Origin of the sequence: Enterobacter cloacae complex sp. SYL003, from assembly GCF_049236925.1 — a bacterium.
GTDB classification, from domain to species: Bacteria; Pseudomonadota; Gammaproteobacteria; order Enterobacterales; family Enterobacteriaceae; genus Enterobacter; species Enterobacter intestinihominis.
This window is the reverse complement of record NZ_JBMKJK010000021.1, coordinates 1-24,818: the sequence shown is the minus strand read 5'-3', so window position 1 is coordinate 24,818 and position 24,818 is coordinate 1. Positions and strand designations below refer to the sequence as shown.

The 24,818-nt window shown below is 52.0% G+C and carries 32 protein-coding genes and 2 pseudogenes; 16 read left to right on the top strand and 18 right to left on the bottom strand.

Annotation, left to right across the window (positions count from 1 at the left end; genetic code table 11):
* Nucleotides 1-450 precede the first annotated feature (450 nt).
* From ACOT1A_RS20865 to ACOT1A_RS20825, 9 genes are all read left to right on the top strand, one after another.
* Nucleotides 451-843 carry a hypothetical protein gene (locus ACOT1A_RS20865; RefSeq protein WP_000341066.1) on the top strand — a complete coding sequence of 131 codons (393 nt, stop codon included), beginning with the start codon at nucleotides 451-453 and terminating at the stop codon, nucleotides 841-843.
* A 658-nt stretch (nucleotides 844-1,501) separates the two neighbouring features.
* On the top strand, nucleotides 1,502-2,158 hold the full coding sequence (locus tag ACOT1A_RS20860; RefSeq protein WP_000462754.1) for a trypsin-like serine protease: 657 nt from the start codon (nucleotides 1,502-1,504) through the stop codon (nucleotides 2,156-2,158).
* Between the two features lie 202 nt (nucleotides 2,159-2,360).
* Complete coding sequence (locus ACOT1A_RS20855; protein ID WP_000340139.1) at nucleotides 2,361-2,858, top strand: membrane protein; 498 nt, start codon at nucleotides 2,361-2,363, stop codon at nucleotides 2,856-2,858.
* A gap of 4 nt (nucleotides 2,859-2,862) precedes the next feature.
* The gene (locus tag ACOT1A_RS20850; protein WP_012695445.1) at nucleotides 2,863-4,251 is read left to right on the top strand and encodes a hypothetical protein; all 1,389 of its coding nucleotides are present in this window, start codon (nucleotides 2,863-2,865) and stop codon (nucleotides 4,249-4,251) included.
* A 400-nt stretch (nucleotides 4,252-4,651) separates the two neighbouring features.
* Nucleotides 4,652-4,945: a helix-turn-helix transcriptional regulator gene (locus tag ACOT1A_RS20845; RefSeq protein ID WP_012477377.1), complete on the top strand. Its 294-nt coding sequence runs from the start codon at nucleotides 4,652-4,654 to the stop codon at nucleotides 4,943-4,945.
* Nucleotides 4,946-4,949: 4 nt separating this feature from the next.
* Nucleotides 4,950-6,275 carry a type II toxin-antitoxin system HipA family toxin gene (locus ACOT1A_RS20840; protein ID WP_000088044.1) on the top strand — a complete coding sequence of 442 codons (1,326 nt, stop codon included), beginning with the start codon at nucleotides 4,950-4,952 and terminating at the stop codon, nucleotides 6,273-6,275.
* A gap of 60 nt (nucleotides 6,276-6,335) precedes the next feature.
* Complete coding sequence (locus tag ACOT1A_RS20835; protein WP_000134171.1) at nucleotides 6,336-6,542, top strand: hypothetical protein; 207 nt, start codon at nucleotides 6,336-6,338, stop codon at nucleotides 6,540-6,542.
* A gap of 100 nt (nucleotides 6,543-6,642) precedes the next feature.
* Complete coding sequence (locus tag ACOT1A_RS20830) at nucleotides 6,643-7,053, top strand: hypothetical protein (protein WP_000985909.1); 411 nt, start codon at nucleotides 6,643-6,645, stop codon at nucleotides 7,051-7,053.
* A gap of 12 nt (nucleotides 7,054-7,065) precedes the next feature.
* Nucleotides 7,066-7,590: a hypothetical protein gene (locus ACOT1A_RS20825; RefSeq protein ID WP_001805097.1), complete on the top strand. Its 525-nt coding sequence runs from the start codon at nucleotides 7,066-7,068 to the stop codon at nucleotides 7,588-7,590.
* A gap of 181 nt (nucleotides 7,591-7,771) precedes the next feature.
* Here the strand turns inward: ACOT1A_RS20825 and ACOT1A_RS20820 are convergent.
* The 4 genes and pseudogenes from ACOT1A_RS20820 to cadR all read right to left on the bottom strand — a co-directional run.
* Nucleotides 7,772-8,386, bottom strand: a pseudogene (locus ACOT1A_RS20820) (IS110-like element IS4321 family transposase); the annotation flags it as partial.
* A gap of 55 nt (nucleotides 8,387-8,441) precedes the next feature.
* Nucleotides 8,442-9,410, bottom strand: coding sequence for an IS5 family transposase (locus ACOT1A_RS20815; RefSeq protein WP_072202995.1), 969 nt, complete (start codon nucleotides 9,408-9,410; stop codon nucleotides 8,442-8,444).
* 32 nt (nucleotides 9,411-9,442) lie between these two features.
* Nucleotides 9,443-9,841, bottom strand: a pseudogene (locus tag ACOT1A_RS20810) (IS110 family transposase); the annotation flags it as partial.
* Nucleotides 9,842-9,931: 90 nt separating this feature from the next.
* The gene (gene cadR / locus ACOT1A_RS20805) at nucleotides 9,932-10,366 is read right to left on the bottom strand and encodes a Cd(II)/Pb(II)-responsive transcriptional regulator (RefSeq protein WP_000405672.1); all 435 of its coding nucleotides are present in this window, start codon (nucleotides 10,364-10,366) and stop codon (nucleotides 9,932-9,934) included.
* An 85-nt stretch (nucleotides 10,367-10,451) separates the two neighbouring features.
* On the opposite strand from cadR, the gene ACOT1A_RS20800 reads away from it, so the two are divergent.
* A complete protein-coding gene (locus tag ACOT1A_RS20800; protein ID WP_001287661.1) occupies nucleotides 10,452-12,857 on the top strand; it encodes a heavy metal translocating P-type ATPase in 2,406 nt (801 codons plus the stop codon).
* Complete coding sequence (gene lspA / locus ACOT1A_RS20795) at nucleotides 12,854-13,930, top strand: signal peptidase II (RefSeq protein ID WP_000118563.1); 1,077 nt, start codon at nucleotides 12,854-12,856, stop codon at nucleotides 13,928-13,930. The genes ACOT1A_RS20800 and lspA overlap by 4 nt, the downstream gene beginning before the upstream one ends.
* Nucleotides 13,931-13,938: 8 nt before the next feature.
* Here the strand turns inward: lspA and ACOT1A_RS20790 are convergent, their stop codons facing one another.
* From ACOT1A_RS20790 to merT, 7 genes are all read right to left on the bottom strand, one after another.
* Nucleotides 13,939-14,151 (bottom strand): DUF3330 domain-containing protein, encoded by a 213-nt coding sequence (locus ACOT1A_RS20790; protein WP_000993245.1) that lies wholly within the window; start codon nucleotides 14,149-14,151, stop codon nucleotides 13,939-13,941.
* A gap of 65 nt (nucleotides 14,152-14,216) precedes the next feature.
* A complete protein-coding gene (gene merE, locus ACOT1A_RS20785) occupies nucleotides 14,217-14,453 on the bottom strand; it encodes a broad-spectrum mercury transporter MerE (RefSeq protein WP_001087807.1) in 237 nt (78 codons plus the stop codon).
* The gene (merD, locus tag ACOT1A_RS20780; RefSeq protein ID WP_001277466.1) at nucleotides 14,450-14,815 is read right to left on the bottom strand and encodes a mercury resistance co-regulator MerD; all 366 of its coding nucleotides are present in this window, start codon (nucleotides 14,813-14,815) and stop codon (nucleotides 14,450-14,452) included. The genes merE and merD overlap by 4 nt, the downstream gene beginning before the upstream one ends.
* Nucleotides 14,816-14,832: 17 nt before the next feature.
* Nucleotides 14,833-16,518 carry a mercury(II) reductase gene (gene merA / locus ACOT1A_RS20775; RefSeq protein WP_000209297.1) on the bottom strand — a complete coding sequence of 562 codons (1,686 nt, stop codon included), beginning with the start codon at nucleotides 16,516-16,518 and terminating at the stop codon, nucleotides 14,833-14,835.
* 38 nt (nucleotides 16,519-16,556) lie between these two features.
* Nucleotides 16,557-16,982 carry an organomercurial transporter MerC gene (gene merC / locus ACOT1A_RS20770; protein WP_000522996.1) on the bottom strand — a complete coding sequence of 142 codons (426 nt, stop codon included), beginning with the start codon at nucleotides 16,980-16,982 and terminating at the stop codon, nucleotides 16,557-16,559.
* 27 nt (nucleotides 16,983-17,009) lie between these two features.
* On the bottom strand, nucleotides 17,010-17,285 hold the full coding sequence (gene merP, locus ACOT1A_RS20765; RefSeq protein WP_000732275.1) for a mercury resistance system periplasmic binding protein MerP: 276 nt from the start codon (nucleotides 17,283-17,285) through the stop codon (nucleotides 17,010-17,012).
* Nucleotides 17,286-17,300: 15 nt separating this feature from the next.
* The gene (gene merT, locus ACOT1A_RS20760; RefSeq protein ID WP_001294656.1) at nucleotides 17,301-17,666 is read right to left on the bottom strand and encodes a mercuric ion transporter MerT; all 366 of its coding nucleotides are present in this window, start codon (nucleotides 17,664-17,666) and stop codon (nucleotides 17,301-17,303) included.
* A gap of 71 nt (nucleotides 17,667-17,737) precedes the next feature.
* On the opposite strand from merT, the gene merR reads away from it, so the two are divergent.
* Nucleotides 17,738-18,193, top strand: a complete 456-nt coding sequence (merR, locus tag ACOT1A_RS20755; protein WP_001166628.1) for an Hg(II)-responsive transcriptional regulator — start codon at nucleotides 17,738-17,740, stop codon at nucleotides 18,191-18,193.
* Between the two features lie 32 nt (nucleotides 18,194-18,225).
* Here merR and ACOT1A_RS20750 read toward each other — a convergent pair whose 3' ends face one another.
* Nucleotides 18,226-18,384: a hypothetical protein gene (locus ACOT1A_RS20750; RefSeq protein ID WP_223230173.1), complete on the bottom strand. Its 159-nt coding sequence runs from the start codon at nucleotides 18,382-18,384 to the stop codon at nucleotides 18,226-18,228.
* Between the two features lie 33 nt (nucleotides 18,385-18,417).
* On the opposite strand from ACOT1A_RS20750, the gene ACOT1A_RS20745 reads away from it, so the two are divergent.
* The 4 genes from ACOT1A_RS20745 (at nucleotide 18,418) to ACOT1A_RS20730 (ending at nucleotide 21,026) form a co-directional block, all read left to right on the top strand.
* Nucleotides 18,418-18,618: a hypothetical protein gene (locus ACOT1A_RS20745; RefSeq protein WP_065945227.1), complete on the top strand. Its 201-nt coding sequence runs from the start codon at nucleotides 18,418-18,420 to the stop codon at nucleotides 18,616-18,618.
* A 252-nt stretch (nucleotides 18,619-18,870) separates the two neighbouring features.
* Nucleotides 18,871-19,296, top strand: a complete 426-nt coding sequence (locus ACOT1A_RS20740; protein ID WP_000278471.1) for a hypothetical protein — start codon at nucleotides 18,871-18,873, stop codon at nucleotides 19,294-19,296.
* A gap of 548 nt (nucleotides 19,297-19,844) precedes the next feature.
* A complete protein-coding gene (locus tag ACOT1A_RS20735; RefSeq protein ID WP_001224686.1) occupies nucleotides 19,845-20,153 on the top strand; it encodes a hypothetical protein in 309 nt (102 codons plus the stop codon).
* A 15-nt stretch (nucleotides 20,154-20,168) separates the two neighbouring features.
* Nucleotides 20,169-21,026: an HNH endonuclease signature motif containing protein gene (locus tag ACOT1A_RS20730; protein WP_000784387.1), complete on the top strand. Its 858-nt coding sequence runs from the start codon at nucleotides 20,169-20,171 to the stop codon at nucleotides 21,024-21,026.
* 606 nt (nucleotides 21,027-21,632) lie between these two features.
* Here ACOT1A_RS20730 and ACOT1A_RS20725 read toward each other — a convergent pair.
* The 6 genes from ACOT1A_RS20725 to ACOT1A_RS20700 all read right to left on the bottom strand — a co-directional run bounded on the left by ACOT1A_RS20725 (nucleotide 21,633) and on the right by ACOT1A_RS20700 (nucleotide 24,429).
* Complete coding sequence (locus tag ACOT1A_RS20725) at nucleotides 21,633-22,037, bottom strand: H-NS family nucleoid-associated regulatory protein (protein ID WP_001287391.1); 405 nt, start codon at nucleotides 22,035-22,037, stop codon at nucleotides 21,633-21,635.
* A 177-nt stretch (nucleotides 22,038-22,214) separates the two neighbouring features.
* Nucleotides 22,215-22,508 carry a hypothetical protein gene (locus ACOT1A_RS20720; protein WP_001100635.1) on the bottom strand — a complete coding sequence of 98 codons (294 nt, stop codon included), beginning with the start codon at nucleotides 22,506-22,508 and terminating at the stop codon, nucleotides 22,215-22,217.
* Nucleotides 22,509-22,533: 25 nt separating this feature from the next.
* Nucleotides 22,534-22,839 (bottom strand): hypothetical protein, encoded by a 306-nt coding sequence (locus tag ACOT1A_RS20715; protein ID WP_223152485.1) that lies wholly within the window; start codon nucleotides 22,837-22,839, stop codon nucleotides 22,534-22,536.
* A complete protein-coding gene (locus ACOT1A_RS20710; protein WP_000916941.1) occupies nucleotides 22,811-23,266 on the bottom strand; it encodes a hypothetical protein in 456 nt (151 codons plus the stop codon). Before ACOT1A_RS20710 ends, ACOT1A_RS20715 begins: the two co-directional genes overlap by 29 nt.
* Before the next feature lie 59 nt (nucleotides 23,267-23,325).
* Nucleotides 23,326-23,991: a hypothetical protein gene (locus ACOT1A_RS20705; protein ID WP_000490638.1), complete on the bottom strand. Its 666-nt coding sequence runs from the start codon at nucleotides 23,989-23,991 to the stop codon at nucleotides 23,326-23,328.
* A gap of 57 nt (nucleotides 23,992-24,048) precedes the next feature.
* Complete coding sequence (locus ACOT1A_RS20700; protein ID WP_001371925.1) at nucleotides 24,049-24,429, bottom strand: hypothetical protein; 381 nt, start codon at nucleotides 24,427-24,429, stop codon at nucleotides 24,049-24,051.
* Nucleotides 24,430-24,818 lie beyond the last annotated feature (389 nt).

The following is a 24,818-nucleotide window of genomic DNA, read 5'->3' as shown; positions in this document are numbered from 1 at the left end:
AAACTACCACGACAAACAAACAGAACATCGACCAGAATCCATCCATTTCGTTTACCTAATCGTTGAGGTTTTTATTCGGGATATCTGGCTAAATAGGACTACACAGATACCCAGTTAAACCCCCCGCTTACATAACACTCCGGTTCCTCACCAGACGTTTTATTCTATCGCGGTCTGTGGTTATCAGAAGCTGCATAAACCGGTTATTTAGTCCGTTACGCGAAAATTATTGAGGATCCGGGCTGTTAAACTGTTCTTCCTCTTTCGCTTCCGGAGAAAAGGGGAGGTGTCACCCTGCGGCCGGGTAGTGAAAGGGATTTGACGTAATTCAGGCGAAGGGCGAACAAGACCGCAAAGGACGCCCGGGCGACCGGATACCTGCCGGGTTGTGCGAAGTAAAAACCGGAAGCAGTGATAACACAAACAGGCCCCTACAGCGTAAGGATTGTGATGGACGATAAAGAGCAATTTACGAATCTTGTGGCAAAGCATGCCTCCGGACTCACCGAAGAGCAGCTGGCCGGTTACGATGCCTGTTCCCTGGATGGTGAATGCGTCACGCCTTCATACGAGGTTTTCCGGGGGTATCGTACCCGCCATACCCTGGATGAATTTCTGGAGATGGCCATATCGCTGAATGCCATCCACCCGGATGAATATTTAACGGATATGCTGCTTAAGCCTCATGAGGTGATCGGCGCTCTGGCCGATGAAGGCGACCAGCTGAACAACGCCACCCCGGTTTATTTCTTCCCGGATACCGGCGTCTATGCAGCGGCCGTCAGTGAAACCCGGGTGCTCGATGCCTGGCTTTGCTGGCCATGCTACCCGGCGAACTGGTAACGCGGCCGTTGGAATTGCACCGGCAGGATACGAATTTAACCGACCCCGTGGCGGGAAGGTTATCACAATTGCATGTCCTCATCCCTCAAGCCCCCTGCCAGGCCCTAACGTGCTGTCAGGCTTCGCCTGATTCCCGATCTGCGCCGGTACTTCAGCCGATAACTTTTTGTTTTCTTTTTATTTTCTCCCCATTTCCTCAAAGTTCGCGGGCGGCGTGGACAGGGCACCATTGCCGCATGTGGGGTCTTAATAAGGGCAGGGTGGTCAGGTTTGCTCGATGCCGGGGGTAGGCCCTACCCTTTATGGGATGAGGACATGCAATTCACTAAATTAATCGACAGCACCGGTGGTGACTTATCTGTAACGGGTCAGTTTTGATACGGGGAATGTTTCAGGGTTAAGATCTGGAATCATAAAAATATACGCTCCCGTTCAGGACATACGACTTGAAATGGATAATGCCATTAAAGGAATTCCAGCCTTTCGTCGATAACAGTTTCTGACCATCGCCATAACCATGTCATGGAGGAGACTAACCGTGTTTCAGAGGTGAGCTGGTGCCTGGCAAAACATACAAACTCAAATATCAGGAAGCGAGTTTAGTTGTTTATAACATGCAGCCGTGTAACTGATTAGGTACCGGCAAAAGGAGGAAATAATGTTTGAAAACTACGTTTGTAAAATCTATGTAAGCAATGATCCTCATTTTAGTAGCCATCTCGAAGCAACTGCGTTTGGTTTCGATAATGGTCAGCAGCAAAAGATTCTCACCGCAGCCCATGTTGTTACCAATGCTCTTGGAAAAATTTATCCCGTCAGCAATACACTTAAACTTTACGTCAAATTTCTTAACCATCAAGGACTGGTGAACGAAGAGCCTGTTCTAGTCGATTTCATTCTCAATGAGGCTAATGACAGGGCAGACTTTAAAGACGGCATTCCGTTTGTTGACAGTGCAGAAATCGTATTACCAGCTGGAATACAACAGCCTGTAAGTAGTTACTTTAAGGTCCTGGCTCCCGCAGCTGGCATGGGTACATTGGGTGTCGGATATCCAATGAATGAGACAACAATTTCGACATTCCCTGGTGAAGTTTCAGGCATTTGGCCTTTAAATTGCTCAAATCATTCTCCCCAACATCTCACAACTCGCTTTGTAATAGCACATTTCAACACCGATGGTTGCTCTGGTGGACCCTATGTCGTCTCCGAGAATGACGAGCATTTTGTCATTGGAAGTCTGGTTGGAATAATGTCTGGAACCTGCCCAGATTCAAATCCACACATGTCTGTTCAGTCCGCTACTGATTTTTAGCAAAGTCAGTTCCAAAATGACGCTGGCACGATAGTTATTTTGGGTCTGCCCGATATGGCGTCTGCCCTTACTAACAGCAACAGCATTGAAACTGACAAACATGAACTCGAAAGTGCCACAATAGTAAGTCATGATTTCTTCATCACTTTTATGGTGCTCTTTTTCACCTATCACACAGCAAGTTATGAATACGAGGCCTGTAATGGACGCTACCGAAACTGAAGAGCTCGAAAAAATTCGCAAGAAGGCAATGGATGAAGTTACAAGTGCTCTTCAGGCGCTTGAAAATAAGTTCCCGGGTATTACTGAGGGCGCAGCAGCTTTGGCGGGGTCAGGCGTAGGCGCAGCGGCTTCCTTCGGTGCTCTCTATACGCTTGGTACAACGGGAGTGTCAGCAGCAGGCATAACCTCCGGGCTCGCTACAGCAGGGTCTATCGTCGGTGGCGGTATGGTTGCAGGCATTGCGGTATTGGCCGCACCTGTAGCTGTGTTAGGGATTGGCGGGTACGCGATAGTGAAACACAAAAAAAATGCGAAACTGACAGCCGCCCTTAGTCAGGCCATCCAAAAGCTCTACGAAGTTCAGGAAAGGTTGATGTCGAATGCGGAATATTTTAAGGCAGAAATTGCTGGCATCAAGGCAACAATCGACATGCTTACTAAGAAAGCTCCAAAAGGTAGCCTGGTCGCGGTGAGGTAAACACATGAGTCAGTCTCCTTATGATGATGAGTTCAGGGCCATCCGTTATATTCAGCTCCGTGGTCAGGATATCGCGAACGCTCACGAGACAATTAACAGTGATATAGAGAGCCTTAAGGCACAGTTGACCGGGCTAATCAGCGGCACTGAACTTGATGAAGCGGAGCATCTGGCGCTTAAAGAACATCATCTGCGAGAAATGACCCCTTCAGATACTGCCATGCATTCTACTGGTCTCAAGACTATATATAGCGAGGCTAACCAGCGTGTATGCGGTGATATTGGACTGGCCACAATACTCTCCACGGATGACTTGGCTGTTGTAGATGCCCGGATCCAGAATCATATTAAAGAATTTAATGATCGCTACGCACTCGACGCCTGGGATTATGCTATTGCCTGCGGATGCGGGCTCATAGCATCCATGCTGGATTTACTTTGCGTCAGAGCCCCGCCAAAACCTACGGTGAGCTTTACGGCAGAAGTGGATGGTATTTTCAATAAACAGGTGCAGAAAGCCTTCAATGCCATTTTGCCGGAGGACCTGAGTACAAAACTCTCAGATTTGTTCCCTATAGGGGCACCAGACAGTTCGATCAGCAGCGATTTAGTGGGTGCGGCCGGTGGCGTTTTGTCTCCCACAAATCACCGCTTAAGAGCTTTGTCACACGATCCCGTACTGGGCATTATTTTCGGTATAAAGGATATGCTGAACGGGACCTGTACGGTGGTTCAGAATGGACAGATCGTGGTTTATCCTTCCAGTAAAGGCGTTACAGACGAAACCAATATTTTCAGGCTCATCGCCAGAATGTTTGGACACCTGGCATCGGATGTTAATGCCCCCTCAGCAAAAGGAAACCGTGGCATGGGGTTACCGGCTCCTTTTATGGGGCTACTTCGTATGCTTGAGGGGATCCCTGTGGGGAGTTCTAACTTCGGCAAACAAATAGAGTACATGTATGTCAACGGGTATGACTTTCGTCAGTTTATCGTGACAAGTATTCCGATGAGCATAATGGAAGTTTTGATGCGGGTTTTCTATGTGGCGAAACAGGTATCGCTGGGAAAAGGAGCTTTTGGGGAGACCTTACTGGATACCATGCCGTTGCGGCTAAATCCACGCTTCCGGATGATGCTTGCCCTGGGTTATGGAACTTCCAGTGCTGTTAACGCAGGTAAAATGTATATCACCGGCAATATTCTCAATGCGAATTACGCCTCCTGGATGGGGTTGGCCTGGAATGGTTTTCACTCACTCAAGTGGTCCCTTTATCAGCGACACTTAAAGCTTTGGGCCGGTATTGAAAAGGCAGAACTGGAACGGCTTCAGAACAATATAGACAGCATCGAGGCATTGACCATCATAGCAGGAAACTTGCCAGTCAAGTAACATTCACCGGAGCACCTCCGGAACCCCATAGCCCACCAGCTGCTAAAAATGTCTGCCTTTGCTTTTAATACTCTCTCTGCCTCCTCCCCGAGGCAGAGAGTAGCTCGTAGTTATTTATACAGCTCACAACAGGGCCATAAGATACTCCGCTTCTCGTTTACCGATGATCCTGATCTGTCAGCTCTCTTACCGGATGCTGTACGAGCGTAACGGCTTATTATTGATAGTTCTCTCATATCAAACCTCATAAAGATTTATGCTGCCACTTAGTAACAGCCTAAAGGTTGTACTCTCTATTTAACAGCTTTTAGGCTGTTAATTTGATATTACAGCTTTTAGGGTGTATGTTTAGAAAACAGCGTACAAGGTGTATCAGAGGAACTACTGAGGCCAGCTTATGATCAATAATGATTACCCGTTAAACACGCTCAACCAGTTGCGTCCCTTGCTCATTGGTTTTCGCAAGGCGAATGGCCTGACGCAAAAAGACCTGTCCGAAAGGTTAGGGGTCACTCAACAGACATACTCACGTCTGGAAGCCAACCCTGCCAGTGCGAGCATTGAACGGCTATTCAAGGTGTTTTCTATCCTGGGCGTAAAAATCAGCTTCTCCTCGACAACCGCCTCTTCAGAGGGGAAGCAGACGGAAGAAATGCTTAAATCAAACTCACCTGCACGACAGGAGAAATGGTAACGATATGAGCCGGAAACAGCAGCGTCTGGCAATCTGGATGAACGGAATCAAAGTCGGATACTGGGAAAAAAGTAAAGGGGTAGACAGCTTACAATACCTTCCTGACTGGAGTGCAGACGAACAGGGAAGGCCGCTGTCATTGTCCCTTCCTTTTACTCCCGGGAACCAGGTCTGGCGTGGAAATGTGGTACGTGACTATTTTGATAATTTACTCCCGGACAGCGAAGGCATACGCAGACGTCTGGCAATGCGTTACAAGGCCGATAGCCTGGAGCCTTTTGATCTTCTGACGGAGCTGGGAAAAGACTGCGTGGGCGCGATACAGCTGCTTCATGACGGAGATGAACCCACAGATTTATATTCCGTGAAGTATCACCCGCTTACTGAATCAGAAATTGCGGCAACTTTGCGTAATACCACGGAGACATTGCTACCGGGCAGGCCAGAAGATAACGACGACTTACGTTTATCTATTGCCGGTGCTCAGGAGAAAACAGCCCTACTGTGGCATGAAGATCGGTGGTGTATGCCGGAGGGTAATACACCAACGACGCATATATTCAAGCTACCGCTCGGACTTGTGGGGAACATGAAAGCCGACATGCGCTCGTCGGTTGAAAATGAATGGCTCTGCTCGGTACTTCTCGAACAGTACGGGCTCCCCGTGGCAAGAACGCAGATTGCTCACTTTGAAGATCAGAAAGCGCTGGTGGTAGAACGTTTTGACCGAAAATGGTCAGGAAACGGACAATGGATCATTCGTTTACCCCAGGAGGATATGTGTCAGGCCCTGGGCATTTCGCCATTACGAAAATATCAGGCGGACGGCGGGCCAGGTATATCGGAAATTATGGAAGTTCTGAGTAATTCAGACCGTGCTGAGCGTGACAAAGCGCAGTTTTTTATGACGCAGATAGTTTTCTGGATGATGGCCGCAACAGATGGCCACGCTAAAAATTTCAGTATTTCTATTGGGCCACAGGGACGTTATCACCTTACACCACTCTATGATGTGTTGTCGGCATGGCCGGTGATCGGTCATGGGAACAATCAGATATCCTGGCAGAAGTGCAAACTGGCGATGGCCGTACGTGGCAGTAGCAACTATTACCAGATATATCGAATACAACGACGCCACTGGATCAGGCATGGTGAGATAACCGGCCTGAGTAAACAGCAGACAGAGGCGATGATAGAGGAAATCATCGCCAGAACCCCGGGTGTCATTGAACGTGTTAGCGGGCTTCTTCCGGACCAGTTCCCCCAGCAGCTTGCGGAAAGTATTTTTGATGGAATGAGGCAGCAATGCAGGCGCCTGGCTGAGAAATGACAGCCGCAATTTATAGTGTGCATGTTTTCAGAATAGCTGATGTAAGCGTGAGGATTCAGTATGACTGAAGAACAAAAAAGAATAGAGCGGGCTATTGAGTTGGCTTGTCGTTACGGCGGAACCGATGAAATGCATCATCTGCAATGGGTCGTGGATCAGATGGTAAGAGAACTTGCTGGAGAACGTTATGCACAGATTGTAGCAGATGCCACCAGCGGAGAAGATGGGCCTGATACTTACAAATGGAGTGTTGGGATCGCGCCTTAGCATCTGTCAGTCTGGGGATGAAAACGTACTTAACATCCAGCGAATTCCCAGACTTCACATTAAGACTAGAGTAACGGCCGCAATCACGTGAGAGAAAAAAATGGCAATTTTAGCAATCATTGCAGTTATCGCCCTGGGTGGGTACGCCTGCGGGTTTATTAAAGCCCGTGAGCTGAGCGCTTTGCGTAAAGAAATGAAACTATACGTGGATCGCATGGAAGCGGCGGAGCTGGACTTACACGCAATCAGAAGTGTAGCGGAGCACCGGTTGCACGGTGCAGGTAAACAGTTTGCCGACCTTTACAGCCGTATCGACGGTGCAACTGTGACGCTGACACCCGAAGATCAGCTGTTACTGGCAACGATGCCATTTAATATTCAGGATGTAGAAGACATCGTAAACGAGCGCGGTCCAAAGACAATTAGCGGCCGTCCATTCTGGGAAGTTGAGCCAGGCCCGCATGACTATGAATATGGCCCGCAATATCCGTATTTCCCAGACCAGCGCTAGGAAGAGATCAAGATGAGAGAGCCAAGACCCCGCCATACCTTGCAGGTCATTCGAGTGCCTTCTCTGGAGGTTCAGGATCTGGGGCTGACCAGCTTTGATAGCTGGCTTGACGAGAACGGTTATGACAAAACGAATGCCAGAAATAACCGTACCATCTGGGCGAGAGAAGGCGGATGGCATCTGAAACGTTGCAGAAATCTGGAAACTGGCACGGACGATTTCTGGTTTATCGCTTTCGATGGTAAAGGCGGAAAGATATACCCGCTGAAAACCCAAAGAGACTACCGGGCTGCATATCGTAAGCTGGAAGCAGAAGGTTATGCACCTGCGGTCATCGAGCAAATGACCACAGGCGCAGCATATAACCTGGCCTATCCACGTTCCACCCTAAAACAAGCTGAGACGGCCACCAGCGAACCAAAGCGGAAACCTGACGTAGATGGGGTCGTCTCAGAAAACGGAATCTATGGTCACTCCCGTTTTTGCAACACCGATTTTGACGACAAGTTGGCTTGCTTGAATCTATCCGGCGTCTGAATGGGATTTTATTCCCGCGCCTTGATGAGTTCCGCGCCTGATGAACCTCCAGAAAATATACGGCTTCAATGAGCCTTTCCGTTTTACAGGTTCCTCAACAGGCCGGTGGGCCGTTAGTATCATCAATATCAGTATTCGCAAAACCAGATCAGTAATTCTTTAAACCGGTGTATTTCTGCCGTTATGCTACATAAGTTTGCTGTCGTGCCGTTAGGGCCCAGGCTATTCTGGCCAGCTTGTTTGCCAGAGCACAAGTGACGACAAAGTTGCTTTTCCGGCACAGTAAATCCCTGACCCAATCGGCCAATTTGCCAGACTGGTGTTCCAGTTTTTGTATGAATACCCTGGCACATTGAACCAACAAAGTTCGGATCTTTTTATTACCTCGCTTACTAATTCCCAGCAATGTCGTCCTACCTCCCGTGCTGTACTGCCGAGGTACAAGCCCTGTTGCCGCCGCAAAGTCACGGCTGCTGGCGTACTGCTTCCCGTCGCCAATCTCAGTTGAAATAGTACTCGCTGTCAGTGTTCCGACGCAGGGAATGCTCAGCAAGCGCTGTCCAACCTCATCTTCGTCCAACTTTCGTTTCAACTGGGATTCCAAATCTTTAATCTGCTCAACAAGATAGTGATAATGCTGTTGTAATTTCAGCAATAACTGGCTGAGGTAAAGAGGCAAACTATTATCCTCAAGAATGGTACTCAGTCGGCTAATAACGGCAGCTCCTCGGGGAACGCTAATGCCAAATTCCAGCAGAAAAGCATGCATTTGATTGGTTGTTTTTACCTTATCCTGGGCTTTGTTGAATAAATAAGATTTCGTGCGAACGACCCTGTAGCTGGCTGGATTTTCAGGCAATACGCACGCTTTCTGGCATCCCGGCCTTTGTCATCCTGTTCAACGCACGCACCATGGCCATAGCTTCCGATACCTGACCATCGTAGTCACGCAGCGTCAGTGAATCTCCCAACAACTGCTTCATTCTGTACATTGCCGTTTCCGCTATCGAGCGACGGTTATATTCCGTTGTCCATTTCCACCGTGCATTGCTTCCGCTCAGCCGCTGATTAGCAACGGCACGGTTGCGGTCTGCGTACTCACCGGGCCAGTAACCTGCTCCTTTTCGGGGAGGAATAAGCGCGCTGATTTTTTTGCGGCGCAGTTCATCGTGACAGAGCCGGGTATCGTAAGCCCCGTCTGCCGCGGCTGCCCTGATTTTTCTGTGAGTCTGCCGGATAAGGCCCGGGAAGGCTTCTGAGTCCGTGACGTTATTCAGCGACAGGTCTGCACAGACAACTTCATGTGTGTTGCTGTCAACAGCAAGATGCAACTTTCGCCAGATACGACGGCGCTCTTTGCCGTGCTTTCTGACTTTCCATTCGCCTTCACCAAAGACCTTCAGCCCGGTGGAATCAATCACCAGGTGTGCGATTTCACCCCGGGTGGACGTTTTGAAACTGACATTAACCGACTTTGCCCGCTTACTGACACTGGTGTAATCCGGGCAGCGCAACGGAACGTTCATCAGGGCAAAAATGGAATCAATAAAACCCTGCGCAGCCCGCAGGGTCAGCCGGAATACGCGTTTAATCACCAGAACGGTGGTGATGGCGAGATCAGAATAGCGCTGGGGCCTTCCTCGTGATGAAGGCGTTGCCGACTCATACCAGGCCTGAATGGCCTCATCATCCAGCCAGAAAGTGAGGGAGCCACGGTTGATGAGAGCTTTGTTGTAGGTGGACCAGTTGGTGATTCTGAACTTTTGCTTTGCCACGGAATGGTCTGTGTTGTCGGGAGGATGCGTGATCTGATCCTTCAACTCAGCAAAAGTTCGATTTATTCAACAAAGCCCTTATCCTGAACCAGGGATTCACGGACACGATGCAGAGCCCGCATTGCCTGCTGAGATTCCGTTCTGGGCTGCACAAAACGCATAGACGGACGCGATGCAGCTTCACAAATAGCTTCGGCGTCGACAAAGTCGTTTTTATTGCTTTTAACGAACGGGCGGACAAATTGTGGTGATATCAGCTTTGGGGAATGCCCCAACTCTTCCAACTTGCGTGCCATAAAGTGAGAACCGCCACAGGCTTCCATTGCGATGGTTGTAGCGGGGCATGTCGCCAAAAATTCGATCAACTTTGGCCGGGTAAATTTTTTACGGTAAACAGCCTTCCCGCGACGATCCTGGCAATGAATATGGAAAGAGTTTTTACCCAGATCGATACCAATGAGCGCAATGTTTTCCATGATAGTTCTCCGAATGAAAGCCTGTCCTCAGCATAGTACCGGGAAGGAGGGAGTGACCATCTCATTAAATAAAGCACGCTAAGCCCTTACTTACCCAGATGTTTGACTGTTCGTGGCACTTTCACCATGGCAATTGCCCAACCCTTGCAAAATGCCGCACGCCTCTACAGATCGAGAGCCAGAACACTTCTCGCGCAAATCAACCAAGTGCCGTTTTAACTGCAACAGCGCGGACACACGCATTTCCACCTGTTGAATATGGGCCTCCAGCAGCGTGATGACCTCCCCACAGTCCTGCATCGGGTTGTCTCGCAGACCCAGCAATGCGCGAATCTCGCTCAACGTCATGTCGAGCGAACGGCAATGACGGATGAATTGCAAGCGCTCAATGTGCGCCTCACCGTACAACCGAAAGTTGCCACCGCTTCGCGCTGGCTTTGGCAGTAGCCCTTCCTTCTCGTAGTAGCGGATGGTCACGACCTCGCACCCAGAGCGCTTGGCGAGGTCGCCAATTCTGATTTCCATGCATCAATCTCCAATTATCACTTGACTCTATAGTGACTATAGAGATTTTAATGGAGGCTGAATAGAAGATTTTCAGGAGTTACTCATGAGCGAATGCGCTTCAAAGGGGTGTGGCTGCACGACTGAGCCGATCATCCAACCCACGGCACCGGCCCCGCTGGCAACCGGATCGGCTCAAGCGGTGTACCGCATCGAGAACATGGATTGCCCGACCGAAGAGGCGCTGATCCGAAGCAAACTGGCCGGTCTGGCGGGGGTGGCGGGTCTTGAATTCAACCTGATGCAACGTACCTTGACCGTGCGACACGAATTGCCTTCGTTGTCTCCCGTCGAGCAGGCGCTGAAGGCCATCGGCATGCAAGCTGTGCGCATGGATCAGGCGTCGGCCGAGCAGACGACCAAGCTGTCCATTGCCAAGATGGATTGCCCGACCGAAGAGACGTTGATCCGCAACAAGCTCGGCACCGTGGCCGGTGTTGCTGATCTCGATTTCAACCTGATGCAGCGCACGCTGTCGGTACGCCATGCGAACCAGGTTCTGCCAGACGTGCTCGTGGCACTGCAAGCGCTTGGATTCGAGGCGCAGGTCGTGGACACGGCAGAGGTCGCATCTCCATCCGCCGCCCCTGTGACCACGCCGACCAACTGGTGGCCGCTGGGCATCTCCTTGGTCACTGCATCGGCGGCCGAGGCGGTCTACTGGCTCCACAACGGCAATCACTGGTCGGTTGTCGTTCTGGCGCTTGTCGCGGTCTTCACGGGTGGCCTCTCCACCTACAAGAAGGGGTGGATCGCGCTCAAGAACCGTAATCTCAACATGAACGCCCTCATGTCGATTGCGGTCACGGGTGCCATGTTGATCGGCCACTGGCCCGAAGCGGCAATGGTGATGGTACTGTTCGCGCTGGCCGAGGTAATCGAAGCCAAATCGCTGGATCGCGCTCGTAACGCTATCCGTGGCCTGCTCGACCTGACCCCGGAACAGGCCACGGTACAGCAGGCTGACGGCACATGGCGCGAGGTGGGCGCCAAGCAAATCACCATCGGCGCCCGCGTCCGGGTCAAACCAGGTGAGCGCATCGCCCTTGATGGTGAGGTGCTGGAAGGCCGCTCTGCCGTCAACCAAGCCCCGATCACGGGTGAAAGCCTCCCGGTCGAAAAATCCCCCGGTGATTCGGTGTTCGCTGGCACGATCAACGAATCCGGCTCGTTCGAGTACCGCGTCACCGCCTTGGCCAACAACTCCACTTTGGCCCGGATCATTCACGCGGTAGAGGCTGCGCAAGGTAGTCGTGCGCCGACTCAGCGTTTTGTCGATCAGTTCGCCCGCTGGTACACCCCCGTTGTATTCGGCGTTGCCATCGCCGTCGCGTTGTTGCCGCCGCTGTTCATGGGTGCGGCATGGCTCGACTGGATCTACCGTGCATTGGTTCTGCTGGTGGTCGCCTGCCCGTGCGCACTGGTGATCTCTACACCGGTCAGCATCGTCAGCGGCCTGGCCGCCGCCGCCCGCCACGGCATTCTCATCAAAGGTGGCGTCTATCTGGAAGAAGGCCGCAAGCTGCGCTGGCTGGCTCTGGACAAGACCGGCACGATCACGCACGGCAAGCCCGCACAGACCGACTTTGTCACATGGGGCAATGCACTCGCCTCGGACAGCCGCAGCATCGCTGCCAGTCTGGCGGCCCGCTCGGACCATCCTGTATCCAAGGCGGTGGCACAGGCCGCGCAGACGGACGGGGTTGCCTTGCTCGACGTGGCCGAATTCAACGCGCTGCCCGGTCGGGGTGTGCAAGGCCAAATCAACGGTGCGACCTACCATCTGGGCAACCACCGGATGCTCGAAGAGCTGGGGCAGTGCACACCAGAGCTGGAGCAGCGCATCGCTGCGCTGGAAACCGCTGGCAAGACCGTCGTGATGCTGGTGGGCGCAAAAGGGGTACATGGCTTATTCGCCGTTGCGGACACCATCAAGGACAGCAGCAAGAGAGCCATCGCCGAGCTGCATGCTCTGGGCATCAACACCGTGATGTTGACCGGCGATAACCCCCACACGGCACAGGCCATCGCCGCACAAGCCGGCATTGACCGCGCGCAAGGCAACCAACTGCCCGACGACAAACTGCGCGAAGTGGAGCAATTGTCCAGAAACGGCAAGGTTGGCATGGTCGGTGATGGCATCAACGACGCACCGGCCTTGGCGCGTGCGGACATTGGCTTTGCAATGGGAGCGGCGGGCACAGATACCGCTATTGAAACCGCCGACGTGGCCCTGATGGACGATGACCTGCGCAAGATTCCGACCTTCGTGCGCCTGTCGCGTGCGACAGCACAGGTGCTGATGCAAAACATTGTGCTGGCCCTTGGCATCAAGGCGGTATTTTTGGTGCTCACCTTCACGGGTCACGCGACCATGTGGATGGCTGTGTTCGCCGATATGGGTGCCAGCTTGCTTGTTGTCGGCAACGGCTTGAGGTTGTTGCGCCGATGAGCTGGAAACTCTTTCTCTATGACTGGGGTGGCCTGAACATCGCGTTGTTTCAAGCCATCAACACAGGCACGCCCGCCACGCTGAAACCACTGGCATGGTTCTTTGGCCTCGTGGGAAGTTACTGGACAGCGCCGCTGATGCTGTTGGGTCTGTGGTGGTGGTCGAAATCGGCTACAAACCCGGCGCGTGGTACGGCCGTTCGGCATCGCCTTATTGGTTTTAGCGCGGCCTTCTTGCTGGCGTTATTGGTCGCCACCGCCTTGAAGCTATGGTTCGACTTTCCACGCCCGCCTGCCGTCCTTGGCGACCTGGCGCGCGTCATCGGGGACAAAGAGCTTCACTACAGCCTGCCCAGCGGGCATGCCACCTATGCCGCGATGGTGGTCGGTGCGCTCTGGCCTTTGATGGGCCGCCGTGGTCGTCTCAGTTTAATGCTGTACGCCACATTGGTCGGCTGGTCGCGCATCGCGGCCGGAATGCACTTTCCGGCCGATGTGTTGGCGGGGTGGACGCTGGGATGGAGCTGCACGGCACTCGCCGGGTGGTTGCTGCCGTTGGCCGCCCCTGTGTGGCAATCGGCCCGCCGCACATCGGCTTGGGTCTGGTTCACCGTGGCCGCCAGTGCTGTCATGACCGATCAGCTCACGAAGTTCGCCATCATCCGCACGTTTGCCTACGGTGAGCAAGTCGAAATCACCCCGTTTTTCAACCTCGTTCATGTCCTGAATCCGGGTGCGGCATTCAGCTTTTTGGCGAACGCTGGTGGCTGGCAACGTTACTTTTTCATCACGCTGGGTCTGGCTGTTTCTGCTTGGCTGGGGCGCATGCTGTGCCAGCAACGGCCACGTCTCGAAGCGATGGGCTACAGCCTGATCCTCGGCGGTGCGCTGGGCAATGTCGCGGATCGTGTGCTGCGTGGACAGGTTGTTGATTTCCTTGACTTCCATTGGCGACTTGCGCACTGGCCCGCCTTCAACCTCGCTGATGTGGCGATAACTATCGGAGCGCTCTGCCTGTTCTTGACGGTTGTACCGAAAAGCAGTAAAGGCACAGAGGCCGAGGTGTCCGGTTAAGCTATGCCTCAATCTGACGGCTGCGAACCGCCAGGGACAGGCGCAATGTCAGATTCTGTCGCGGCCTTGGCGCGTGCCTGGAAGCGTTCATAGCAATCCAGCCCGCAGAAATGTTCGACGTATTCCGCGCCTTCCGGGGTGAAGGCGGCATCGAGCGGAATTTCTTTGCAGCATACGCAGCAGGTGGTGCAACTGGCAGTGTTCGGGGCGTTTGCGTTCATGGTGGTACTCCTCCAGATTGGTAGCGAAGCTCAAAGCTGCCCACTCTCGGCTGGCTGGGAAGCGGTCATGATCTTCCCTTGAAGGCCCGCAGCAGCCGCGTCACAGACAGGACAAACAAGCCGGTCAGCGTGAGGGCTGCAATACCCCAGTGCTCCCCGATGAACGCGCCGGCCGTCGTGCCGGCTAGCACAATGGCGAGAATCGGCAAATGGCAGGGACAGGTGAGCACGGCCAGCGCGCCCCACAAGTAGCCGGTGATCGGTTTGTGCGTCTCAGACGGCAAGTGCTCTGGGCTGTTCATGGCAGACTCTCCGCGTGCTGTGCCGGTTCGGTTGGCATGGCGGCCAGTTGCATTTCGAGGCTGGCCAGGGCCTCGCGCCGACGCTCGACGAGTTGCCGCAACACGGCAAGCTGCGCAGACGCACCGTCACCGTCCGCAGCATCCAGCGCCCGGCACAGCCGCGCCAGTGCGTCCAGGCCGATACCCGCTTCGAAGGCAGCCCGTACAAAGCGCAGCCGTTGCAACGCGGTGTCATCGAACAAGCCGTAGCCGCCCGTGGTGTACGCGACCGGCCGTAGCAATCCGCGCAGCAGGTAGTCGCGCACGATATGCACGCTCACCCCGGCATCAAGGGCCAGCCGGGACACTGTGTAGGCGCTCATTGAACACCTCCTTTTCCTCATCCGGCGCAGCACGAAAGCTGCTTCACGTCCTTGCTGAAGGTCTGCGCCGCGAGCTTCAGCCCTTCGACCATGGTCAGGTAGGGGAACAATTGGTCGGCCAGTTCCTGCACGGTCATACGGTTGCGAATGGCGAGCACCGCCGTCTGGATCAGTTCACCCGCTTCCGGGGCCACCGCTTGCACGCCGATGAGCCGTCCGCTACCTTCCTCGATGACCAGCTTGATGAAGCCGCGTGTGTCGAAGTTGGCAAGCGCACGCGGCACGTTATCCAGTGTTAGCAGGCGACTGTCGGTCTCGATCCCGTCGTGATGTGCTTCCGCCTCGCTGTAGCCCACGGTGGCGACCTGCGGGTCGGTGAACACCACGGCCGGCATTGCGGTCAGGTCCAGGGCCGCATCGCCGCCAGTCATGTTGATCGCCGCACGAGTGCCGGCCGCTGCCGCCACATAGACGAACTGCGGCTGGTCGGTGCAGTCGCCGGCCGCGTAGATGTTCGGGCTACTGGTGCGCATGCCCTTGTCGATGACGATGGCCCCCTGCGCATTGACGGCTACCCCCGCCGCTTCCAATGCCAGGCTGCGCGTGTTCGGTGTCCGGCCGGTGGCGACCAGCAGCTTGTCGGCGCGCAATTCACCGTGCGTGGTGGTCAGCACGAATTCACCGTCCATATGGGCGACCTGGCTGGCTTGCGTGTGCTCCAGCACCTCGATGCCCTCGGCACGGAAAGCGGCTGTCACCGCCTCGCCGATGGCCGGGTCTTCACGGAAGAACAAGGTATTGCGCGCCAGGGCCGTGACCTTGCTGCCCAGCCGGGCAAAGGCTTGCGCCAGCTCCAGCGCCACCACCGACGAGCCGATTACGGCAAGGCGTTCGGGAATGGTGTCGCTCGCCAGGGCCTCGGTGGAAGTCCAGTAGGGTGACTCTTTCAAGCCCGGAATCGGCGGGACCGCCGGGCTGGCACCCGTGGCGACCAGGCAGCGGTCGAACATCACGACGCGCTCGCCACCCTCGTTCAAACTAACGATAAGGCTCTGGTCGTCCTTGAAACGCGCTTCACCGTGCAGAACGGTGATGGCTGAATTGCCGTCCAGGATGCCTTCGTACTTGGCATGACGGAGTTCTTCGACACGGGCCTGCTGCTGGGCCAGCAGCCGCTCGCGCAAGATCGTCGGCGGTGTGGGTGGCATGCCGCCGTCGAATGGGCTTTCCCGGCGCAGATGGGCGATGTGGGCGGCGCGGATCATGATCTTGGACGGCACACAACCGACGTTGACGCAGGTGCCGCCGATGGTGCCGCGCTCAATCAGCGTGACCTGCGCGCCTTGCTCGACGGCCTTCAGTGCTGCCGCCATCGCGGCTCCACCGCTACCAATGACGACGACCTGCAACGGGCTTTCGTTGCCACTGGGCTTATCAGCGGCCCCTATCCAGCCGCGCATCTTGTCGAGCAGGCCGGCGCGGTTGTCCGTCGGTGGCGCATCGGCAAGCGTTGCCTCGTAGCCCAGTCCGGCCACGGCGGTAGTCAGCGCATCCGATGACGTGCCCGCCTCAATGGCGAGTTGCGCTGTGCCCTTCGGATAGGACACCAGCGCCGATTGCACGCCGGGCACTTTCTCCAAGGCTTCCTTGACGTGAGCCGCGCACGAGTCGCAGGTCATCCCGGTGATTTTCAGGGTGGTCATGTATTTTTCCTTTTCTGTGGTGGCTACGGCTGTTGCCGTCAGCCACGTTGTTCTGGCAATTCACAGCTGTCCGGCCCGCAGCGGCGATGTGCTGGCGAGATGAAATCCCAGACCGACACCCCAACCATCAAGGCCAGGCCGACATAGAGCAGTCCACCGCTCTGCCAGCCGTAAGCCCGCATTAAAAACACCGCTGCCAGCACCAAGATCGGGCCTATCGTGCCGAGCGCCGTGCGTCGCCACTGTCGATGATTGAGCCAAGCGATAGCATTGGCGAGTAACGCGATGCCGGCGAACATCGGCAGCAGGATGCCAATGAATAGCCCCTCGTACTGGCTCAAGAAGCCCAGTCCGATGGCCGCGCCAAAGCTGGCGATGGCAGGAAAACAGGCGGCGCAGCCCATCGCGGAAACGACGCTGCCGAGCGCGCCGGTTTTGCCAGCGATGCGCGTGATGAGTCCCATGTGTCGCTCCCGAGTTCGGTTAACGGATCAGCGTTTGAGGCTGGACGGATAGCCCGCGTCCTCGGTCGCCTTGGTCAACTTCTGGACGTTGGTCTTGGCATCGTCGAAGGTGACGACGGCCTGGCGCTTGTCGAAACTTACGTCGGTCTTGCTCACGCCCTCAACCTTGGAAAGCGCGTGCTTGACAGTGATCGGGCAAGAGGCGCAGGTCATGCCAGGCACGGACAGCGTGACGGTCTGGGTGGCGGCCCACACGGGGGCAACAACGGCAGCGAGGGCGAGGGCGGCAAACAGTTTTTTCATGATGAACTCCTGTGATTAATAGAAAAATGGCATGACGTAGGGAAATCCGAGCGAGACCAGGACCAGCGCGGCCACGATCCAGAAAATGAGCTTGTAAGTAGCTCGCACTTGGGGAATCGCGCAGACCTCACCCGGTTTGCAGGCTTGCGCCGGGCGGTAGATGCGCCGCCAGGCGAAAAACAGCGCGACCAGCGCTGCGCCGATGAAGATCGGGCGATAGGGTTCCAGCACCGTCAGGTTGCCGATCCATGCCCCGCTGAACCCCAAGGCGATCAAAACCAGCGGCCCCAGGCAGCAGGCCGACGCAAGAATGGCGGCCAGCCCACCGGCGAAGAGCGCGCCGCGCCCGTTTTGTGGTTCAGACTTTTGTGGTTCAGACATACGCTTGTCCTTTCAAATTTGGTTTGGATAGCTTAAGCTTACTTCCGTAGTTATGTACGGAGTCAAGCGATATGCAAATTAATTTTGAGAATCTGACCATTGGCGTTTTTGCCAAGGCGGCCGGGGTCAATGTGGAGACCATCCGGTTCTACCAGCGCAAGGGCCTGCTGCCGGAGCCAGACAAGCCCTATGGCAGCATTCGCCGCTATGGCGAGGCGGATGTAACACGAGTGCGGTTCGTGAAATCGGCCCAGCGGCTGGGCTTTAGCCTGGACGAAATCGCCGAGCTACTGCGGCTGGAGGATGGCACCCATTGCGAGGAAGCCAGCGGCCTGGCCGAGCACAAGCTCAAGGATGTGCGCGAGAAGATGGCCGACTTGGCACGCATGGAGGCCGTGCTGTCTGAACTGGTGTGCGCCTGCCATGCGCGGAAAGGGAACGTTTCCTGCCCGCTGATTGCGTCACTGCAAGACGGAACGAAGCTCGCTGCATCGGCGCGGGGGAGTCACGGGGTGACTACGCCTTAGCGTGCTTTATTTTCCGAATTCTGAGACGACCCCTAGATATCCAGGGTGAGCACTGCGAGCGCGTAGTGACGCAACGTAGTGGCGTGGCACAGGGTAAATTTAAAGCTCTGCTCATCGAGAATTTCGCGGGCCGTTGTGCGGTAACCGGTTGGGTTAATGGCGGTGTCCTGGATGCGGCACACATTGAACATGGAACCCGGTACAATCCGTCTAATGGCATCCTGATGACTCCAACAATGCATGCTCTGTTTGATGCCGATCTTATGGGCATAGATCCGGCCACCCTGACCGTTCATTTTAAGCCAGGCATTGAGCTGGGCGAGCTGTTTGAAGGCCGTAAAATCACACCGCTGGTGTACGATCTGGACTTAGAGCGGCTGGCCGTACGCTGGGCAGGATACCAGGGCCTGGCTCATGAACAATGATGGGTTACAGCCGGGATGTGTGAAAACCCGTCAGTGAAACCTGCATGCGCCATACCTTTAAATTTAAACTCAAGAGCCAGGCTCAAGATAAAACCGAAATGAAAAGGTAAAATCCGGTGCACCAGATCTCTTAGGTTTAATACCTGAGCCGGTATACTGGCAGGCGCAGGCATGTGGGTATTATCCAGTCCATACATCTCCACACAGTGTTAACCGCAACATTTAAAGTTCAATAAGGACGGTTTCAATTTTATGTATAAAACAGCATTAGTGATGATTATCGGGATCCTCGGATGCAGTAAAGCATTTGCAGCCACTGAATTACAGCTCCAGCAAAAACGCGTTATGCAGTTCTGTGCCAACGCCAGTCTTCCATTGTTAGTTGCGGGTACAACGTACGCGAATACGTCTGACAACGGGCGACCAGAAAAAGAAAGATTGGCAATCCTGAAAAATTCAGTTGCAAGCTCGACAGCTTATAAAATGGCATCTCCCGGAGTTCAGATTGCCATGATGAGCGTGGTGGAAGATATTGCCGATCCGAAAGAATTAGCTCTACATCAAAAAGAAGTTAGACGTCTTGGGGCTAGTTATCTTTCCGACAGCGGTGTTTCATGGGCTTCAAAAACTGTTTCACCATTTACAGCCTGGTGTAACTTTAACCGTTTAGAAAGTTAAGGCTGGCAAGGCGGTTCCTGTTCAGGAAAGTTACTTTCCGTGCGGGGACCGTAAGATACAGATAAAGCTTAAGGCCTTTGAATTTCTGGAAAGCATTTGAAAATTTCATTGCGCTTGTCTGATATGAAACAGCCCCTGCATTTCTGCAAAGGCTGAAAGAGTGTGTACGGACTTTGGAAGGAGTGATGATATACGCCTGAGCCATCCCATCACCGCAGACAGGGTAATTAACCCTGACTAAAGCTTTCACCTATTCCGTCGCTCGCAAGCGGCTTTCGCACACTAACGAAGGTATGGCCTTTCGTCGGTGTTAAATTTTTCAAACTTTGCTTACTTTGTCAAGGAAGGTGACCGCAGTAGTAGGCACAACTACTTTAATCTGTATGAATAATAAGGTAGAACCGGCCAGTGAATGAATGCTTTCCCTGAAATCAGGCGGACAACCTTCAGGAATATTGATAGCAAGACTGAATCTCTCGCTGCGGCGATAAACATTTCGCCATAACCCTGAACGAGAGTGGTTCATCCATCATATACAGGAGCGTTACATGCGCAAATTTAAGTACATAATCTGTCACCAGTGCGAAGGCCACGGGACCATGGAAAACCCGGCCTTTGAAAATGGATTCACCCAATCAGAAATGGCTGAGTGGGAGCCAGAAATGCGTGAAAAGTATTTTGCCGGAGCATTTGATGTTCGCTGTGACGTTTGTGCCGGTGACGGTAAGCTCAGCGTACCAAACGTAGCGGCTATGTCTTTTTCAGAACGACGGGTTCTGGCAGCACGGCGGCGTGATGAGCGTCTTCAGGCTGCTGATGAACGGCTGTCCCGCCAGGAACGAGCAATGGGGTACTGAGGTGTTACAGCAAAGATGAAAATGACGAAGCCAAAACCGGTAAGCCGGATGAAAAGACCGTTTATTAGTGAGCTTGCAGAGCTGGGTTTATCGGGTGAAATTCTTTCAATTCGAACTGACGGCATGCAGGGGACGCTCATACCCGATCTTACCGCAGGGGTGAGTGAAGCAGGCCGTGTGAAAACCGGCAACTGGGTAATCTCTGACAAGAGAACCTTCGACCATGTCGTTCTGTGTGTTGAAAGACAAGATGAGAACCATGATGTGTACGTAGGTAAATTCATCCAGTTACATGTAGCCGCTAATAAGAGCCTTAAGATCGTCGAAATGGGCGATGTGAAACTGGTGGCCATAACCAGCTCGATTCCTACCACTTTTAATGGTGGGATAAAGAGATACAAAGGGGTTACGTATGTGTCACTTTCCCAAACAGCTCAAACCACTATCGACTTCCCGAAGCGTATCTACAAAGAGGGCCAGGAATGTACTTCTGTCACCAGTCCTGACCAAGGTCCTTTCGCCCGGGATGTTAGGTTGAATTGCTACGGGCGATGTGTTGTCACCGGCGTAAGGTCCCCCTGGCGTACTGAGGCCGCGCACTTAACGCCACGTCATGAAGAAGGCATTCCCGACGTAACGAACGGAATTTTACTTCGCCGTGATATCCATACACTGTTCGACAATGACCATTGCGCCATAAACCCTGACACTATGAAAATTTACTTCAGCCGGGAGGCCCGGGAGTTGGATGATGATCTCCTGAAATGGCATGGGAATGAGATAGAGACGACACGCATGCAGGTTCCGGTTAACATCGAAAACCTTCGGATACGATGGCAAAAATTTAAGGCTAAGGATCGTCAGCGTAAATAAAGCCATAAGCTGAACCACGGCGAGGATTAGTCTTGTTCACTAAATGACAGCGAGAGATTAAATGCAAACCCAAAAAGATATTACAGTTGGCCAGATCTGGGAAGAAGTGGATCCAAGACTGATCCGGAAAGTGCGAGTTGTTGAGGTGGCCTCGTTAGAAGGGCCCAAAGGCATCCTAATCGAAAACGTGGAGTCTGGTCGTAAGAACTGGGCGTCGTCATCCCGCTTTAATGGAAAGCGTGGAGGGTATCGTCTTATTTCCTGAAGGTTTTGCCAATATGGGAAACTGAAGAGGTTGAAACCATCCCGGTGAGGGAGCATATCTGGTAAAGAAGAGTCTTTAAAAAGGTTTTACGCGACCTGGGATAATAAACGGGAAAACGATACCCAAAAAAAGAATACAGCGATGATAACGATAAGGAATGGTAAGGGCTTCAATATTTTGAGAAATGACCTGGCTTCCTTTGCATCTGCATTTCTAATCAAACTGTCCACATAGGGATCACAGCTCTTAGGTTCTGAATTTTTCATATGTTCTGTACCTGAAATTGATTCCGTATGAGAAAAGGCCACCGAAGTGGCCTCTATCAAAACTGGTGGCAAAAGTTAGATCAGGAAATCATCAAGACTTTTACCGGCTGCAATTTGTTCTGCCAGAGCTTTGGGGGTACGGCCCTGTCCAGTCCACGTTTTTGTTTCGCCATTTTCATCAGTAAATGAGTATTTGGCCGGGCGTGGTTCACGGCTTTTCTTGGTAGCCGTAGATTTGGCCTGGAATGAGCCAAGCAGCTCTTCCGGGTTGATACCATCTTCTTCCATTAACTTACGCAGGGCGTCAAGTTTCTCCTGACGAGCTTGCAGTTCGGCAGCTTTGGATGATTCTTCCTGACGACGCTCATCAACAATGACATTAAGCTTTTCGAGGATTTCCTCAAGTACTTCTAAAGGCAGCTCGCGGCCCTGGGCGCGAAGAGTACGAATATTGTTTAACGATTTGAGTGCTTCAGACATACGACCTCACTTTCTAATTCTTTGATAAGGATTTACTTAATCATAATACACTCTATAAGGAAAAAGATGCCAGCTTTATGTCTTCAGGTACAAAGATATCTTGCTAAGAATACTCCTTATCTTCCTTGTGCAGACTGTTTCGTGCTTTCGATGTTGTTCATGAGTCTTAAAATCTGCTCACTGTTTAGGGTACTCATGCTGTAAATCATCAAGAAGGAAGCGCAGAACAACATAAGCAATCGGAAAAGGAAACCATGCCAGTGACAGGCCATATATGGCGGAGATAAACATAGGGTAATTTAACTCACTTACAAAATTCGCTTCATTGTATTGTTGAATCGAAATGGCAGAAGCAAAAATTATAATTAAAGTAAGAAAAATCCACTCTAGCCATCTCTTTTTATAACAAGCATAAGCGAAAGCTGTAGGGTAAAAAATAAAGCAAAAAATTCCAGCTGCAATTACGTTCATAAAAGTAACTTTCCTGATAGCGCAGTTATTTTTCGAATGCAGCATCATGAACAACTGCCATAACATTGATGATTGGCTTTCTTTTTCTGAAGAACCTTCCGCGCGGCAAAGTTTCTCCCGCTTTGAGACGATAAAGCCAGAAAACATAAGCCGGAGGAACATTGCTGTCAAAAATATCTGAACAAGTTTGAACTGTGATGCCTACTGTATTGTCTTTCCTCATCTCTTTAAAAGTGCCTTGCAATGCAGCGGATAACGTCATTTTTAAGAAACCTTTTTCTGTTTGAACGGATAGACTTGACTTAGCTGGCTTGACTGTAATGTTTGCCACTAAAGATCCCTCGTTCTGAGGATGCAGGCACTACAAAGTTACCGTCAGGTCTAATCATACGAGTTTGGATGAAATTTTTGCCGGATTTGGTTTTTTCAACCTGGTGCTCGATCTTCCATTCTTCTTTGACGGGACCGGATGACAAATGAACTAGAACCGGTACTTTTTTACGTGTTCTATCCAGAACAATACAATTTGATTTATCCGTATCAACGCTTCCCTGAAGAGTATTCAAAGAGCAATTATCATATCCCTCAACCGGAACTGCATTACCTTGGATATCAATTTTGAATCCTCCAGCTATTACAATTTCGGGTGCATTATCATTTAAAGTCTCGTCATAGGCAGCATCAACTACATCGCAAGCAGTAAGAGTAAGTGACGATGCCACAGCAAGACACAATAAAGAAAATCTGTTTTTGAGCATATTTGAGACCTTTTATAAAAATAAAATAACAGGAGAATTGTATCATTAACAGTCTAGTTCTAACGACTACCACTTTTAAGTATGTATTGAGCCAGTTTTATATTCAGGCACACCATATTGCACTCTAGCTCTTTCATCATCCTAGAAGAACTCTTAATTAAGTATTCTTCAAGTGGGCCAGCATATGCCCCTGATGTCACGATCGTTAGTTGCGTAAGAGGATGAGTCAAACTCTCAATGCCCTTCAGGATGTCATTCTGGACAGCAGCAATATAAACAGGCGAAGCCGCAATCAAATATTCATCATTCGGACTGGACTGCATTAACTGGCTTATAGTTGCGCAACGGTTATGCTTTCCTAGTGATTTTGTGATGGCTTTCCACCAGAGATCATGCCTGAATGGTACTTGATGAAATGTCGCCTCGTAAGAGGGCACCCGATCTCGACTATTTAAAAACCCCATCCCGGCAGAGATTATCCACAACTCCAGATTTCTGGTTGAGTTTAAAATTTCCTTTGCCGTAGACCAGTGATTACCTGAATACAAGGACAATGCCGGTACCGCCTGATTACTTCTGGCGTCGTCTACAATGTTACTCCAGGCATATGCTGCGTCGTCCGGGGTTTGTTTTGGATCTATGTCCAATGTCGGCCAGACGTGGCCCTGATGATTCTTGCCCTTTGTACAGGAAGTGATTAAGTGTACTGAGCGTTCAGAGAACATTATCTTCCTTACATACCCATAGAACAGCTTTCTAAGAACGGTGGGCTCGCCTGAAAATTACAAATCAGCCCCTTTCACGGCATCATTTTGATTCTTCGCGTCTGCCCCCAGTAAGATGACCGGTTTTCTGCATGACAGTGTTATTCCTAACAAACGCAACACAAAACCACGCCAGCCAGAGCAAATTTTTTCATTTGCTGCGTAAAGCCTATTGTTTTCTCTTTTAAGCTTCGCCCACTCGTTACAGAGGGTAACATCATCAAGCGCTGTTATATGCTTCGCCTCACCTTCGACGATAACGGTATGGATACCGTATGCTGTAAATCTCATACTATTTTCCAGAACCCAGTTGCGGTATTCGTTGAGTCCACCTTCGGAACCGGTAGCTCTGCGCCACATTTCAATTTGCTTGTGTGATGGGTCAAGTGTACTTGTCATTGAAGCCTCGTCTCAGCGATAACGCTTGAAATAGCCCGCTTTGGTCAAAATGAAATTAGCCATCTGACTGGCGATTTGATTGTATCTTACTCATAGTGCCCAACCTATAGGTTAAAAAGGGGCATTTTCGCTTTATAGCGTGTTCAACATCATCAATCATCCCAAGAAAGGCTGGCTTATTAGGGGTCTGACGCTCAGTGGAACGAAAACTCACGTTAAGGGATTTTGGTCATGAGATTATCAAAAAGGATCTTCACCTAGATCCTTTTAAATTAAAAATGAAGTTTTAAATCAATCTAAAGTATATATGAGTAAACTTGGTCTGACAGTTACCAATGCTTAATCAGTGAGGCACCTATCTCAGCGATCTGTCTATTTCGTTCATCCAT

Excerpts from the sequence above, each read along its gene's own strand:
- ACOT1A_RS20825 (WP_001805097.1), top strand. The coding sequence starts at position 7,066 with ATGAGAGAGCCAAGACCCCGCCATACCTTGCAGGTCATTCGAGTGCCT.
- merD (WP_001277466.1), bottom strand. The coding sequence starts at position 14,815 with ATGAGCGCCTACACAGTGTCCCGGCTGGCCCTTGATGCCGGGGTGAGC.
- ACOT1A_RS20740 (WP_000278471.1), top strand. The coding sequence starts at position 18,871 with ATGTATAAAACAGCATTAGTGATGATTATCGGGATCCTCGGATGCAGT.
- merC (WP_000522996.1), bottom strand. The coding sequence starts at position 16,982 with ATGGGACTCATCACGCGCATCGCTGGCAAAACCGGCGCGCTCGGCAGC.
- ACOT1A_RS20750 (WP_223230173.1), bottom strand. The coding sequence starts at position 18,384 with ATGTTCAATGTGTGCCGCATCCAGGACACCGCCATTAACCCAACCGGT.
- ACOT1A_RS20725 (WP_001287391.1), bottom strand. The coding sequence starts at position 22,037 with ATGTCTGAAGCACTCAAATCGTTAAACAATATTCGTACTCTTCGCGCC.
- ACOT1A_RS20835 (WP_000134171.1), top strand. The coding sequence starts at position 6,336 with ATGACTGAAGAACAAAAAAGAATAGAGCGGGCTATTGAGTTGGCTTGT.
- ACOT1A_RS20860 (WP_000462754.1), top strand. The coding sequence starts at position 1,502 with ATGTTTGAAAACTACGTTTGTAAAATCTATGTAAGCAATGATCCTCAT.
- ACOT1A_RS20855 (WP_000340139.1), top strand. The coding sequence starts at position 2,361 with ATGGACGCTACCGAAACTGAAGAGCTCGAAAAAATTCGCAAGAAGGCA.
- ACOT1A_RS20800 (WP_001287661.1), top strand. The coding sequence starts at position 10,452 with ATGAGCGAATGCGCTTCAAAGGGGTGTGGCTGCACGACTGAGCCGATC.
- merT (WP_001294656.1), bottom strand. The coding sequence starts at position 17,666 with ATGTCTGAACCACAAAAGTCTGAACCACAAAACGGGCGCGGCGCGCTC.
- ACOT1A_RS20745 (WP_065945227.1), top strand. The coding sequence starts at position 18,418 with ATGACTCCAACAATGCATGCTCTGTTTGATGCCGATCTTATGGGCATA.
- ACOT1A_RS20840 (WP_000088044.1), top strand. The coding sequence starts at position 4,950 with ATGAGCCGGAAACAGCAGCGTCTGGCAATCTGGATGAACGGAATCAAA.
- ACOT1A_RS20730 (WP_000784387.1), top strand. The coding sequence starts at position 20,169 with ATGAAAATGACGAAGCCAAAACCGGTAAGCCGGATGAAAAGACCGTTT.
- ACOT1A_RS20705 (WP_000490638.1), bottom strand. The coding sequence starts at position 23,991 with ATGTTCTCTGAACGCTCAGTACACTTAATCACTTCCTGTACAAAGGGC.
- ACOT1A_RS20850 (WP_012695445.1), top strand. The coding sequence starts at position 2,863 with ATGAGTCAGTCTCCTTATGATGATGAGTTCAGGGCCATCCGTTATATT.
- ACOT1A_RS20700 (WP_001371925.1), bottom strand. The coding sequence starts at position 24,429 with ATGACAAGTACACTTGACCCATCACACAAGCAAATTGAAATGTGGCGC.
- lspA (WP_000118563.1), top strand. The coding sequence starts at position 12,854 with ATGAGCTGGAAACTCTTTCTCTATGACTGGGGTGGCCTGAACATCGCG.
- merP (WP_000732275.1), bottom strand. The coding sequence starts at position 17,285 with ATGAAAAAACTGTTTGCCGCCCTCGCCCTCGCTGCCGTTGTTGCCCCC.
- ACOT1A_RS20830 (WP_000985909.1), top strand. The coding sequence starts at position 6,643 with ATGGCAATTTTAGCAATCATTGCAGTTATCGCCCTGGGTGGGTACGCC.
- merE (WP_001087807.1), bottom strand. The coding sequence starts at position 14,453 with ATGAACAGCCCAGAGCACTTGCCGTCTGAGACGCACAAACCGATCACC.
- merR (WP_001166628.1), top strand. The coding sequence starts at position 17,738 with ATGCAAATTAATTTTGAGAATCTGACCATTGGCGTTTTTGCCAAGGCG.
- ACOT1A_RS20865 (WP_000341066.1), top strand. The coding sequence starts at position 451 with ATGGACGATAAAGAGCAATTTACGAATCTTGTGGCAAAGCATGCCTCC.
- merA (WP_000209297.1), bottom strand. The coding sequence starts at position 16,518 with ATGACCACCCTGAAAATCACCGGGATGACCTGCGACTCGTGCGCGGCT.
- ACOT1A_RS20720 (WP_001100635.1), bottom strand. The coding sequence starts at position 22,508 with ATGAACGTAATTGCAGCTGGAATTTTTTGCTTTATTTTTTACCCTACA.
- ACOT1A_RS20735 (WP_001224686.1), top strand. The coding sequence starts at position 19,845 with ATGCGCAAATTTAAGTACATAATCTGTCACCAGTGCGAAGGCCACGGG.
- ACOT1A_RS20710 (WP_000916941.1), bottom strand. The coding sequence starts at position 23,266 with ATGCTCAAAAACAGATTTTCTTTATTGTGTCTTGCTGTGGCATCGTCA.
- ACOT1A_RS20790 (WP_000993245.1), bottom strand. The coding sequence starts at position 14,151 with ATGAACGCAAACGCCCCGAACACTGCCAGTTGCACCACCTGCTGCGTA.
- cadR (WP_000405672.1), bottom strand. The coding sequence starts at position 10,366 with ATGGAAATCAGAATTGGCGACCTCGCCAAGCGCTCTGGGTGCGAGGTC.